At 62.3% G+C, this 11659-nt stretch carries 14 protein-coding genes and 1 riboswitch; of the genes, 7 read left to right on the top strand and 7 right to left on the bottom strand.

The features are described from left to right. The first annotated feature begins 57 nt into the window (after positions 1–57). On the top strand, positions 58–420 hold the full coding sequence (locus ACFX4T_RS00125) for a hypothetical protein (RefSeq protein ID WP_216924107.1): 363 nt from the start codon (positions 58–60) through the stop codon (positions 418–420). Between the two features lie 13 nt (positions 421–433). On the opposite strand, the gene ACFX4T_RS00130 is transcribed toward ACFX4T_RS00125, so the two are convergent. The 3 genes from ACFX4T_RS00130 to ACFX4T_RS00140 form a co-directional block, all read right to left on the bottom strand. After that, positions 434–1297 (bottom strand): site-specific DNA-methyltransferase, encoded by an 864-nt coding sequence (locus ACFX4T_RS00130; RefSeq protein WP_216924106.1) that lies wholly within the window; start codon positions 1295–1297, stop codon positions 434–436. 8 nt (positions 1298–1305) lie between these two features. Continuing rightward, the gene (locus ACFX4T_RS00135) at positions 1306–2997 is read right to left on the bottom strand and encodes a DEAD/DEAH box helicase (protein WP_216924105.1); all 1692 of its coding nucleotides are present in this window, start codon (positions 2995–2997) and stop codon (positions 1306–1308) included. A gap of 286 nt (positions 2998–3283) precedes the next feature. Then, a complete protein-coding gene (locus ACFX4T_RS00140) occupies positions 3284–4768 on the bottom strand; it encodes an RNB domain-containing ribonuclease (protein WP_216924104.1) in 1485 nt (494 codons plus the stop codon). Positions 4769–4809: 41 nt separating this feature from the next. Here ACFX4T_RS00140 and ACFX4T_RS00145 point away from each other — a divergent pair, with 41 nt between their 5' ends. After that, positions 4810–5478 (top strand): ferritin-like fold-containing protein, encoded by a 669-nt coding sequence (locus ACFX4T_RS00145; protein ID WP_216924103.1) that lies wholly within the window; start codon positions 4810–4812, stop codon positions 5476–5478. Between the two features lie 43 nt (positions 5479–5521). On the opposite strand, the gene thiE is transcribed toward ACFX4T_RS00145, so the two are convergent. After that, positions 5522–6205, bottom strand: a complete 684-nt coding sequence (thiE, locus tag ACFX4T_RS00150) for a thiamine phosphate synthase (protein WP_377650421.1) — start codon at positions 6203–6205, stop codon at positions 5522–5524. A gap of 27 nt (positions 6206–6232) precedes the next feature. Further along, positions 6233–6350, top strand: a riboswitch (TPP riboswitch). On the opposite strand from thiE, the gene ACFX4T_RS00155 reads away from it, so the two are divergent. From ACFX4T_RS00155 to ACFX4T_RS00170, 4 genes are all read left to right on the top strand, one after another. After that, complete coding sequence (locus ACFX4T_RS00155) at positions 6343–7611, top strand: FAD-dependent oxidoreductase (RefSeq protein ID WP_377650422.1); 1269 nt, start codon at positions 6343–6345, stop codon at positions 7609–7611. It overlaps the preceding riboswitch by 8 nt. Continuing rightward, positions 7608–7844, top strand: a complete 237-nt coding sequence (gene thiS, locus ACFX4T_RS00160) for a sulfur carrier protein ThiS (protein ID WP_216924100.1) — start codon at positions 7608–7610, stop codon at positions 7842–7844. Before ACFX4T_RS00155 ends, thiS begins: the two co-directional genes overlap by 4 nt. 3 nt (positions 7845–7847) lie before the next feature. Continuing rightward, entirely contained in the window at positions 7848–8645 is a 798-nt protein-coding gene (locus ACFX4T_RS00165; RefSeq protein WP_377650423.1) for a thiazole synthase, read from the top strand. A 14-nt stretch (positions 8646–8659) separates the two neighbouring features. Next, a complete protein-coding gene (locus tag ACFX4T_RS00170; RefSeq protein WP_377650424.1) occupies positions 8660–8995 on the top strand; it encodes a 4a-hydroxytetrahydrobiopterin dehydratase in 336 nt (111 codons plus the stop codon). A 94-nt stretch (positions 8996–9089) separates the two neighbouring features. Here the strand turns inward: ACFX4T_RS00170 and ACFX4T_RS00175 are convergent, their stop codons facing one another. From ACFX4T_RS00175 to ACFX4T_RS00185, 3 genes are read right to left on the bottom strand one after another with little or no spacing between them, the layout of a single operon-like run. Further along, entirely contained in the window at positions 9090–9392 is a 303-nt protein-coding gene (locus ACFX4T_RS00175; protein WP_377650425.1) for a hypothetical protein, read from the bottom strand. A gap of 35 nt (positions 9393–9427) precedes the next feature. Beyond that, positions 9428–9652 (bottom strand): DUF3107 domain-containing protein, encoded by a 225-nt coding sequence (locus ACFX4T_RS00180; protein WP_377650426.1) that lies wholly within the window; start codon positions 9650–9652, stop codon positions 9428–9430. Positions 9653–9702: 50 nt separating this feature from the next. Next, positions 9703–10437, bottom strand: coding sequence for a TetR/AcrR family transcriptional regulator (locus tag ACFX4T_RS00185; RefSeq protein WP_223946458.1), 735 nt, complete (start codon positions 10435–10437; stop codon positions 9703–9705). A gap of 6 nt (positions 10438–10443) precedes the next feature. Here ACFX4T_RS00185 and moeB point away from each other — a divergent pair, with 6 nt between their 5' ends. After that, positions 10444–11643, top strand: coding sequence for a molybdopterin-synthase adenylyltransferase MoeB (moeB, locus tag ACFX4T_RS00190; RefSeq protein WP_377650427.1), 1200 nt, complete (start codon positions 10444–10446; stop codon positions 11641–11643). Positions 11644–11659: the final 16 nt, after the last annotated feature.

Below are 11659 nucleotides of genomic sequence, written 5' to 3' on the forward strand. Positions count from 1 at the left end.
GCCGCACCACGGAAGGTCTCATCGCAAGGAATGACTCACCCCGTCGATGGAGCAATCATGTTCAAGAAATCCTTGGCTGCAACAGCCCTTGCCGCCACTTTAATGTTCATCCCCGCCACAGCAAATGCCCTGGACTGTAATAACGTGAGCCGCCCGGCCTATACAGGCACTGAGTGGGTATATGTTCCCGATATCAGCAGCAACGTCCACTTCACCGGAAACTGGGGCTATGTGGAAGCCTGGGGCGCCTGGGTATTCCTCCCTCCAGGCACCGTGCCTGAGGTGCCCGGCGGTGAAGGGAATTATCAGAACGGTCAAGGCTTCGCACTGCTGGTTAACGCATTGTGTGATTCCTATGGAGCAGTGCTGGAAAATAGGCAGGGCGACCACGGAATCCAATTGATGCACGGGTGCGGCTGACCAACATACGGCTCTAGTTGGGGTGGAACGACGCCTTGGCGCCCAGCCGCTTCCGCATGACCTCGATGGCTTGCTCGTTCTGGTCCACGCACACGAAATTGCGCCCCAGCTTGGCGGCAACAGCGCCGAGAGTTCCTGATCCCGCAAAGAAATCCAGGCACCAGTCGCCCTCGCGGCTCGAGGCGGAGACGATCCTGCGTACCAGGCCTTCGGGTTTCTGGGTGGGGTAGCCGGTCTTTTCCCTGCCGGTTGGCGAGACGATGGTGTGCCACCAGACGTCCGTGGGGAGTTTGCCGAGTTCGCGTTTGGCGGGCGTTACCAGGCCGGGTGCCATGTAGGGTTCACGGTCCACTTCAGCGTTGTCGAAGTGGTACTTCGTAGGATTCTTGACGTACACCAGGATGTTGTCGTGCTTGGTGGGCCAGCGGTTCTTGGCCCTGGCGCCGTAGTCGTAGGCCCAGATGATCTCGTTGAGGAAACACTCCCGGCCAAAAATGGCATCCAACATTACCTTGGCGTAGTGCACCTCGCGGTAGTCCAGGTGCAGGTACAGCGTGCCGTTGTCGGCAAGGAGCCGCCAGGCCTCTACGAGCTTGGGTTCCAGGAAGGACCAGTAGTCGCTGAAGGCGTCATCGTAGCTGTGAAGGGCACCCTTGATGGTGTCGTAGGAGCGTCCCTTGAACCCGACGCGGTCGCCGTCGCCGTCCGCGTTGCGGACCATGCGTGTTTCCTGACGGCGTTGAACCCGGCCAGTGTTGAAGGGGGGGTCCACGTAAATGAGTGTGAAGGCGCCGTCCGGCAGCGTCGGGAGGAATTCCGCGTTGTCCGCGTGCACCACCAGATTGCCGCCGTCCGGCGCCCAAACAGTTTCAGTCATTGAGGACTTTAGGCCTCGGAGTTGCCGGACTGGGCGCCAGCGGTCCCGCCGGAAACCACTTCGCCGTTACGGCGGCGCGTGCGGGTACGCCGCGTGCGGGCCGGCTTCTCGGCATTTTCGCCAGTAGCGCTGCGGGTTTCGGAGGCACCAGCAGCGGGGGCCGCATCGGCTTCGGATGTACGACGGCGGCGTGTACGGTTGCGTCCGCCCTCACCGTTTGATTCCGAGTTGGCTTCGGTGGACTTGGCTGCGTTTCCACGGCCACGGCCGCCATTGCGTCCACCGTCACGGGATGAACCGCCGGAACGGGAGTTCTTCTTGCCTGTTTCACCCAGGTCCTCGAGGACCTCGGCATCGACGCCGGCAAGGGTGCGCTTGCTGCGCGGGAGGCGGCCCTTGGTGCCCTCGGGAATGTCGAGGTCACTGTAGAGGTGGGGGGAGGAGGAATAGGTTTCAACCGGCTCCGGAACGCTGAGCCCCAGTGCTTTGTTGATCAGGCCCCAGCGGGGCATGTCGTCCCAGTCGACGAAGGTGACGGCGGTTCCCTTGTTGCCGGCGCGGCCGGTACGGCCCACGCGGTGCAGGTAGATCTTTTCGTCTTCCACGCACTGGTAGTTGATGACGTGCGTAACGTCATCGACGTCGATGCCACGGGCGGCAACGTCCGTGGCAACCAGGACGTCCACCTTGTTGTTGCGGAACGCGCGGAGAGCCTGCTCGCGGGCGCCCTGGCCGAGGTCGCCGTGGATCGCAGCAGCGGCAAATCCGCGGTCGACCAGTTCCTCCGCCACCTTGGCGGCGGTGCGCTTGGTTTTGGTGAAGATGATGGTGCGGCCACGTCCGCGGGCCTGCAGGATTCGGGCCACTACCTCGGTCTTGTCCATGCTGTGGGCACGGTAGATGAGCTGGCGGATGTCGCGCTTGGTGAGGCCTTCGTCGTTCGGATCGGCAGCACGGATGTGGGTGGGCTGCGTCATGTAGCGGCGGGCCATCGCAATGACCGGGCCGGGCATGGTGGCGGAGAACAGCAGGGTCTGGCGAACGGCCGGTGTACCAGCGATGAGTGTTTCCACGTCCGGCAGGAAGCCGAGGTCCAGCATTTCGTCGGCCTCGTCCAGGATCACCATTTTGACGTTCTTCAGGCTGAGGTGTTTCTGCTTGTAGAGGTCGATCAAACGGCCGGGGGTGCCAACCACTACCTCGACGCCCTTCTGGAGGGCGTCGATCTGCGGCTCGTAGGCACGGCCACCGTAGATTGTGGCGATGCGGGCGTTGCGCTTACGCGATGCCGCCTGGAGATCATTGGCCACCTGTACCGCAAGCTCACGGGTAGGAACGATGACCAAGGCCTGCGGCGCACCGGGGACGGCCAGCTTGGCGTAGCCGGGGTCGTCCCGGCCCTCCACGCGCTGCAGTGCCGGAATGCCGAAACCGAGGGTCTTGCCTGTACCGGTCTTGGCCTGGCCGATGATGTCGTGGCCGCTGAGGGCGACGGGCAGCGTCATGGCCTGGATGGGGAAGGGGTGGGTGATACCGGCATCGGCGAGGGATTCGACGATGTCGGCGCGGACGTTGTAGTCAGCGAACGATTTCTCTTCGATCTCGTGGGGCGTCTCATCAGAGATGATCGTTTCCTCGGGCTCGATGGATTCGGTGCCGGTGGCGTCCGTCAGGACTTCATGGGTGTGCAATTCACTCACAGGGAGTTTCCTTATTCATTTGGGCATTGGCGCTGCATGCTCAACGGGTGGCGGAGCCGTACCGGAGCACGAACGGGCGCGCAAGCTAATCCAGTGGAAGCCGATCGCGGGCTATCTAAGTACTGGCACTGGTGACCAGCGGGCACATCTCAAGATCGCGTAGGGGCGGGCTTGTTGAGTTCAAAAATTGACTGAATCAACGACCGGGCATCCATTACTACAGGGTCAGTCTATCCTCTGGGAGCCGTAAACCCCGGATCGGCGGCAGTTCGGGTGCTGCGGAGCTTCAGGGAAGCAGGGTAAAGCGGATCTCGCGGCTGGCGATATCGGCCTTCAGGAGTTGCACCCGGACCTTCGTGCCTGATTCCAGTTCACCGTCACATCGGGCTGTCACCGCCGGTTCGGCTATCTGGATGATGCCGAAGGGCCCATTGCCGTTTCCGTTTCCTCGCCCATTGCCATTCGCCGAGCCGTTGGAGGGCTTGGAACCGGAGATGACGACGGCGTCGAACTCCTCGCCGATGTGGTTCGCCACGAGTGCAGCTTCCACGGTGTCCATGGCCAGACGCTCAAGCCGCCCGGCCAGTTGGTCGGATGAAGCCATGATCTCAGGCAGGGATGGAAGTGCTTCCCGCGCCCACGACGGGATCTGGTGGCCATTGCTGAGGGCCTCGCAGATCACCAGGACAAAGCGGTCGATGAGGCGACGCAAAGGGGCAGTGGTGTGTGCATAGGGCGCGCCGATGGCTGACTGGAGGATGTTGGGTGGAAGTTCGCCATCGAAAGGCGTGTATCCAGCGCCGCGGAAGAGTGTGCCTGCCGAGTGCAGGATGGCAAGCTGTTTGGGATCCGAAGCGTCAAGTGTCCGAAGGTACTCACCGTAGGTGACCTCGCCGTCCCAGGGTTTTCCGAGAGCCTTGGTCTGGCGTTTGAAATGGAGCAGTGACCGTTCATCCGGTGCCGGCATGGTGCGCAGGATGCCCACTTTTCCGTCGAGCATTAGTTGGGCCGCTGCCATCCCGGTCATGAGGGATATCTGCGCGTTCCAGTCCTCCACAGGCAGGGACGGCGCGGCCACAATCCTGTAGCCCCCGCCACCGGTCGCCTGGACGATTTCCTGCTCCGGCATGTTCAGGTTGGCGCCACCGCGGAGTCGTTCCAGTTCAACGCGCTTCAGGCCAACCTCCTTAAGGAGCTCAAGGACCGCTGGGGCTGTGCCGGCATCGATCAGTTCCTGAGCACCTTTGTAACTGAGCTTGGCGCGACTACGGACAGTGCCACGGGCCACGGACGTGGTGGATACCTCCGCGTTGTGGTCCAGTTCGAAGGCCCACACGAAAGCGCTGCAGTCTTGGCCAGCCAGCAGGCTTCCTGCGTTTTCGCTGATAACCTCCGGGTGCAGAGGGATCCTCCCGTCAGGAGCGTAAAACGTTTGTCCCCGTTGCCGGGTTTCGGCATCGAGCGCCCCGCCGGGAGCCACAAAGGATGGCACGTCCGCGATTGCGTAGAGGACTTTGTAACCGTCACCGGCACGTTCAATGAATACCGCTTGGTCCAGGTCGGTGGACGTGGCTGGATCGATGGTCACAAACGGAATGTCCCTGAGGTCACGGTCCGGCAGCGTGTGGTTTTCTACTGCTTTCCGGGCTTCCGCCACGGCTTCGGCCGGATACTCGCCCGGGAGCTCCAGTTCGGTCCGGAGGGCTGCAAATGCCTCCGCGAGCTGGTCCGACGAGTCGTCGACGTTGGGCGAAATCCGATGATGTGACACGAAAATCAGGTTAGCCCGAAATCGCTGGATAGTCTTGGACCATGAGCACTTCCTTGGACGATAATGCTCGTGTCCAGCGCCTCTCCTCGGAGCTGTTGGGAGCCATGGCATACGGCGAGCTCTCGGCGTTTGGCCGGCTGTCTTTCGACTCCCGGTACGCTCCCACGCTCCATGACAGGGCAGTGCTGGCGAAGATCGCTGTGGGTGCCTACGGAAACTTCGCCATGATCAGCAGCCGGCTCTCGGAGATGGGACTCGACGCCGAAGAGGCCATGCTTCCGTTCCAGCGTTCGTTTGACCACTTCCATGAGCGAACGAGGCCAGCGGACTGGTTTGAATCCGTCATGAAGGCGTATGTGATCGACACCGTGTCTTCGGACTTCTACCGCATGGTCGCCTCATTCCTTGATGCCGGGACGCAACTCTTTGTCCAGAAGGTTGCCTCCGCCGACCAAGCCACGGAAGTGCTCCGTATCCTCCTGCGGCGCGCACTGGCGGATGACCCGCGCCTGTCATCGCGACTGGCTTTGTGGGGTCGCCGTCTTGTCGGTGAGGCACTTACGCAAGCCCAACGAGTCGGCATGGAACATCCCGACCTGGGACCGCTCCTGAAGGCCGGAGGGGATGCCCGGGCAGCAGTCAGGGCACTCACGGCTGAGCTTGCCGAGCGGCACGGGCGCCGGATGTCGGGGCTTGGACTGACGGCTTAGGGTTCGACCCGCCCTAGCCGCCGCCCAAGTCCGAGCCGACTGTCTAGCCGGCGTCGAGGGCTCCCAGCAGCGCCTTGGCTGCCGCCGTCGGGTCCTCCGCTTCAGTGATGGCCCGTACGACGACGATCCGGCTCGCTCCCGCGGCAACCACCTCTTCAACGTTGCTGAGGTCGATGCCACCGATTGCGAACCAGGGGAGCAGCACGCCACCAACCGTTTCCTCGTCTGCGCGTTTTACGGCTTCCGCGGCATATGTGACCAGGTCCAGCCCAACTGCGTCACGACCAGGCTTTGTGGGCGTTGCCCACACCGGACCAACACAGAAATAATCCAACCCACTCCTGCCAGGGGACGCCGTTATGGCGGCGTCAACCTGCTCCGGCGTATGGGTGGAGAGGCCGATCACGGTGCGGTCGTGGAGGAGGTGACGTGCGGCGCGCAGGGGGATGTCCTTTTGCCCGATATGGAACACCGGAGCCCCGGAAATACTGGCAACATCGGCGCGGTCGTTGACGGCCCACAGCCGACCGTGCCGTTGGGCAACGTCGTGCAGAACCTCCAGGACCTCAAGCTCTTCGGCGGCCTCGAGCGTCTTGTCGCGAAGCTGGATGATGTCTACGCCGCCCTCAAACGCGGCGTCGACGAAGTCTTCAAAATCGCCCTGCCGTTTGCGGGCATCGGTGCACAAGTAGAGACGGGCAGTGGTGTGGACATCATGCTGGGTCATGGAAACCAGAGTAGTTCCTCTAAACTGGGCACGTACTGCGGGAGCCGTGACAGCGTCATATGACCGTCCGGCTGAGAGGGCTTCAGCGCCGACCGCTTGACCTGATCCGGCTAATACCGGCGTAGGGAAGGAAACATATGGCAGAATCCCGCCAAAACCCCTTGCATGCAGATGTGGCCGTGATTGGTGGCGGCATCATTGGCCTTGGCATCGCGCACGAAGCCCGCCGCCAGGGCCGCTCCGTGGTCCTCATTGATCCCACCCCTGCATCGGGTGCGACGTTCGCTGCCGCCGGGATGCTGGCTCCGGTGAGTGAGCTCCACTACCAGGAGGAAGACCTCCTGGAACTCATGCTGGAATCCTCGCAACTGTGGCCCGCTTTCATCCGGAGCGTCCAGGGCAGCGAATCAGCCACCGGATACCGCACGACGTCGACCATTGCCGTTGGTGCCGACGCCGCGGACCGTCGCGCGCTGGCAGACCTCCGCATCGTGCAGCAGGCCGCGGGGCTGCACGTGGAGCCCGTGTCATTGCGGGAAGCGCGTGAGCGTGAGCCTCTGCTGAGCCCACAGATCTCCTGTGCCTTCGACATACCAGCCGATCACCAGGTGGATCCTCGGCGCCTTGCACGATGCCTCCTGGAAGGATTGTCGGCCCACGGACCAAGTGATGCAACGTGGGTTTCCGGGGCTGAAGACGGTTTCGCCCTGCCGTTCCAAGCATCCCGGTTGCTCTGGGATGGGGACCGGGTCTCCGGGGTGGAACTGCATCCCGGCACCAAAACGGACTCCGGCGTCGTCGTTTTGGCTTCGGAGACTGTAGTGGCCTGCGGGCTGGATGCAGCAAGGATCGGCAATCTCCCCGAGGGCCTCAATCTGCCCCTGCGGCCCGTTTACGGCGACATTCTCAGGCTGCGCGTTCCCCAACACCTCCAGCCCCTGATCACATCCACCGTCCGGGGCATGGTCCGCGGGGTGCCGGTCTACATCGTGCCCCGGGATGATGGCACGGTGGTGATTGGAGCCACCCAGCGCGAGGACGGACTATCGGCATCCACCAATGCAGTGTCCGCCGGTGGCGTCTATCAACTGCTGCGGGATGCACAGGTGTTGGTGCCTGCAGTGGCGGAACTGGAACTGTTGGAAGCGACAGCCCGCGCACGGCCCGGGACTCCTGACAACGCACCATTACTGGGACGCGTTACTGGGCCCGAAGGCACTATCGACGGTCTCGTGATCGCAACCGGGTTCTTCCGCCACGGCGTCCTATTGACGCCTGTGGCCGCCAAAATCGTAGGCGGGCTGATCAGCGGCTCAGCCGACCCCCGATGGTCCATTTTCGGGCCCGATCGATTCACGGCAACGCGGGATCACCGCCTCCAACCAGCAATCAAGGACACACCATGAACATCAAACTCAACGGCTCCGACCACGCCGTGGCGGACGACGCATCAGTCAGCACGCTGGTCAGCGCCATCACAGGCCGCGTCCTGGACCACCGGGGACAGGCAGCCGACGGCGGCAAGCTGGGTGTCGCCGTCGCACGTAATTCCGAGGTAGTGCCGCGCAGCCAATGGGCAGCGACTGCGCTCGCCGATGGAGACGAACTCGAACTCGTGACCGCAGTCCAGGGAGGCTGAAAAATGACCGCAGCAAATACTGAGATCCGCACTGATGCTTTAGTGATCGACGGCGTCGAATTCGGCTCCCGCCTGATCATGGGTACCGGTGGTGCGCCGAGTCTGGATGGGCTGGGAGCAGCCCTCCTGGCGTCAGGAACGGAACTGACCACTGTGGCAATGCGGCGATACTCACCGGCCGAGACAGGTTCACTGTTTCAACTCCTGCTGGATCACAACATCCGGGTCCTGCCCAACACCGCTGGCTGTTTTACTGCCAAGGACGCAGTGATGACCGCAGAACTCGCCCGGGAGGCGCTGGAGACGGACTGGGTGAAGCTGGAAGTCATCGCCGATGAACATACGCTCCTTCCGGACGCGGTGGAACTCGTGGAGGCAACGGAACAGCTGGTGAACTGTGGCTTCAAGGTCTTCGCCTACACCAATGACGATCCTGTCCTTGCGTTGCGTCTGGACAACCTGGGTGCCACAGCAGTCATGCCCCTCGGCTCGCCTATTGGGACGGGGCTGGGCATCCTGAACCCGCACAACATCGAACTGATCGTGTCCCGGGCCTCCGTGCCGGTAGTGCTTGACGCCGGCATCGGGACCGCCTCTGATGCCGCGCTTGCCATGGAGCTGGGCTGCGATGCTGTCCTGCTGGCGACAGCCGTGACCCGTGCGCAGAATCCGGTGCAGATGGGCGAAGCCTTCAAACACGCGGTGATCGCCGGTAGGCTGGCCAAGCAGGCAGGCCGTATCCCGCGCCGGGAGCACGCCCTCGCGTCATCGGCCATGGAAGGCCGGGCAGAGTTCCTCTGAATGAAGGAGCCGTTGTGGCTGACAGGAGAGAGCCATTGACCCAGGCCGCTATGGAGGCCGCCCTCAAGGACCTTCCGGACTGGAAGCTCCAGGACGGCCTCGTGACGGTGTTCAAAACCTCGACGGCGGCGGACGCCTTGGCGCTCATTGCCGCCATTGGCCAGATCGCCGAGGAACAGAACCACCATCCGGATCTTGACTGGCGTTACAACAGGGTGTTCCTGCGTTACGTTTCCCACGACGCCGGCGGCCAGGTGACCCAACGCGACGTCGCTGCTGCGGCCGCCGTGAGCGAGACCGCAGCCGTATCCGGTGCTTTGGCGCAGCCGGATCGCTACCCAGGAGTTTGAACGGGACAGAAGGTTAAATGGCTCTGGCCATCACCCACGGGTGATGGCCAGAGCCATTTAAGACTGAACAGCGTCGTTTGAGAGCGACCAGCGCCTAGAGCCTCAGGGCTTTGGTGAGGGCGGCGGTGTCATGCTGGGTGCGCTTGCGGCCCAGAAAGACCACAACGGCAATCGCGATGCCCGTCCCCAACACGATAGGGAGGATCCAGGGGATCCAGGTCAGCCCGGGCTGGTAACCAAAGCCGGCCATGATGAAAGCTATCCAGCTCAGCACGCCCACGGTTGCCGAAACGCCCGCCGGCAATGCAATGCCGTACTTGCCGTGTCGCTTGTCATTTGCCCACACGATGAAGCCTGTAGCGATGGTGGCAAGAACCACCACAACGAGTGAAAGCATGGAGACTCCTTAGCGGCAGCTGTAGCCGGGAACCGCTAGAGTGCGCCGAAGCCGACGCGGCGGACTTCCTCGGCACCAATTTCAACGTAGCCCAACACGCTGCCGGGAACGATGATCTGGCGGCCCTTCTCATCCGTGAGCCACAGGTCCGAACCCTTGGAGATGGCCTCTCCGACGATCTTGGCTACAGCATCAGCATCGAGTGCGGATTCGAGCACAATTTCACGGCCAACATTCTGAATGCCGATCTTTACTTCCACAGCAAGGCCTCCAAGCCAATCAAGTTTTAAGTCAGTCCTCTATTTGTAGCCTAGGACTCTTTGGGGAATCGACTGATTCCGCGCCAAGCTAAACGATAGATCAGATCACTGGCTACATCGAGGTCCAGGTTTCCATCGGTTTCCAGCCAGTAGCGGGCGCTGACCTGCGCCATTCCTGCCAGTCCCCGGCCCAGGAGCTGTGCCTCCAGAGGAGGCAATTTGGTGTCCTCGGCGATGACGTGGGCCACGGCGTCGGCGAACGTTTTGTTGAACGTCTCCAAGCGCGAGCTGACATCGGGGTCATTAATGAGGTCAGACTCGAAAACCAGGCGGTGGGCTTGGTCGTCGTCGGCAATGAACCTGTAGTAGGCCCGCATGACTGCCTTCACGCGCTCTTTGTTATCCGTGGTGGAGTTCAGGGCGTTGAGCATCAAATCGGTCAGGGCGGCCAGGTGGCTGTCCAGCAGCGCCATGTACAACTCGCGCTTGGAAGGGAAGTGCTGATACAGGACCGGCTTGCTCACATGCGCTGTCTCGGCAATTTCGTCCATGGCTGCGCCGTGGAAGCCGTTGGAGACGAATACTTCCAACGCGGCGTTAAGCAGTTGTGCGCGGCGCTCGTCCCGGGGCAACCTCGCTGAACGCGTCGAACCAGTCCGTTCTTGCTTCGCTGGTGCTCCATCGTTTGCCCGTGTGCCGTCAGCCACAGTCTGCCGCCTTTCCTTTGCAGTTATGACCACTGTACCGGTGGGTAATATGACCGGGCGGCATCGGCAGGCATACATTGGGGTATGGCCTCAATTCTTGCTGCCCACCCCGCGCCCGCTGTCCTGCCACCCCTCGTTGAACCGACCGCCGCACTAACGCCGGCCGAGGTGGAACGGTACTCCCGGCATCTCATCATTCCGGAAATCGGCGCTCTGGGCCAACGCAGGCTTAAGAATGCGAAAGTTCTTGTCATCGGTGCCGGCGGGCTGGGATCTCCAGCATTGCTGTACCTCGCTGCGGCGGGCGTAGGAACCCTGGGAATCGTCGACGACGACGACGTAGACCTCAGCAACCTGCAGCGTCAGGTCATCCACGGCGTCAACGACGTCGGCACGCCGAAAATCGAATCTGCGCGGAAGGCCATTGCGGAGCTGAACCCTTTGGTCGATGTTGTCCTGCACAACGTCCGCCTTGACTCCTCGAATGCCTTGGAACTGTTCGCGGATTACGATCTCATCCTGGACGGCGCGGACAACTTTGCCACCCGCTACCTGGTCAACGACGCCGCCGCGATTTTGGGCAAGCCGTACGTCTGGGGCTCCATCTTCCGGTTCGACGGCCAAGTCAGCGTCTTCTGGGCCGAGCACGGCCCAACCTACCGTGACCTCTACCCTGAAGCCCCGCCTGCCGGCTCAGTGCCCTCATGCGGTGAGGGCGGAGTCTTCGGTATGTTGTGTGCCGCCGTTGGCTCCCTCATGGTGACTGAGGCAGTCAAGCTGATTACCGGCGTCGGCCGTTCCCTGCTTGGCCGGGTAGCGTTGTTCGACGCCCTTGGGGGCAGCTGGCGCGAAATCAAAGTCTCCAAGGATCCTGAAGCGGAGCCCATCACTGAACTCGTGGATTATGAAGCATTCTGTGGGGTGACTCCGGTTGCTGCTACTGACCAGGAGCACACCGTCACCGCGAAAGATCTCGCCCGGATGCTGGCCGAGCGGGAAGCTGGTGAACGCGACTTTGAATTGGTGGACGTCCGCGAGTCCGGCGAGCACAGCATCGTGAACATCGACGGCTCCGTCCTCATCCCGCAGGGCCGGATCCTCTCAGGCGAGGCTTGGATCGAATTGCCGCAGGACAAGGACATCGTGTTCCACTGCAAGGCCGGTACGCGCTCTGCTGCCGTCCTGGAGGCGGCACAGAAGGCCGGCTACACGCGCGTCAGCCATCTCGACGGCGGTATCCTCGCCTGGGTCCGCGACGTCGAGCCCGAAAAGCCTGTTTACTAGTCGTTCCCCACCCGCG

This window comes from Paenarthrobacter sp. YIM B13468 (assembly GCF_042788025.1).
Taxonomy (GTDB): domain Bacteria; phylum Actinomycetota; class Actinomycetes; order Actinomycetales; family Micrococcaceae; genus Arthrobacter; species Arthrobacter aromaticivorans.

Bases quoted from the DNA above. Each gene is read 5' to 3' on its own strand.
- ACFX4T_RS00125 (WP_216924107.1), top strand. From the start codon at position 58: ATGTTCAAGAAATCCTTGGCTGCAACAGCCCTTGCCGCCACTTTAATG.
- ACFX4T_RS00130 (WP_216924106.1), bottom strand. From the start codon at position 1,297: ATGACTGAAACTGTTTGGGCGCCGGACGGCGGCAATCTGGTGGTGCAC.
- ACFX4T_RS00145 (WP_216924103.1), top strand. From the start codon at position 4,810: ATGAGCACTTCCTTGGACGATAATGCTCGTGTCCAGCGCCTCTCCTCG.
- thiE (WP_377650421.1), bottom strand. From the start codon at position 6,205: ATGACCCAGCATGATGTCCACACCACTGCCCGTCTCTACTTGTGCACC.
- ACFX4T_RS00155 (WP_377650422.1), top strand. From the start codon at position 6,343: ATGGCAGAATCCCGCCAAAACCCCTTGCATGCAGATGTGGCCGTGATT.
- thiS (WP_216924100.1), top strand. From the start codon at position 7,608: ATGAACATCAAACTCAACGGCTCCGACCACGCCGTGGCGGACGACGCA.
- ACFX4T_RS00165 (WP_377650423.1), top strand. From the start codon at position 7,848: ATGACCGCAGCAAATACTGAGATCCGCACTGATGCTTTAGTGATCGAC.
- ACFX4T_RS00175 (WP_377650425.1), bottom strand. From the start codon at position 9,392: ATGCTTTCACTCGTTGTGGTGGTTCTTGCCACCATCGCTACAGGCTTC.
- ACFX4T_RS00185 (WP_223946458.1), bottom strand. From the start codon at position 10,437: ATGTATGCCTGCCGATGCCGCCCGGTCATATTACCCACCGGTACAGTG.
- moeB (WP_377650427.1), top strand. From the start codon at position 10,444: ATGGCCTCAATTCTTGCTGCCCACCCCGCGCCCGCTGTCCTGCCACCC.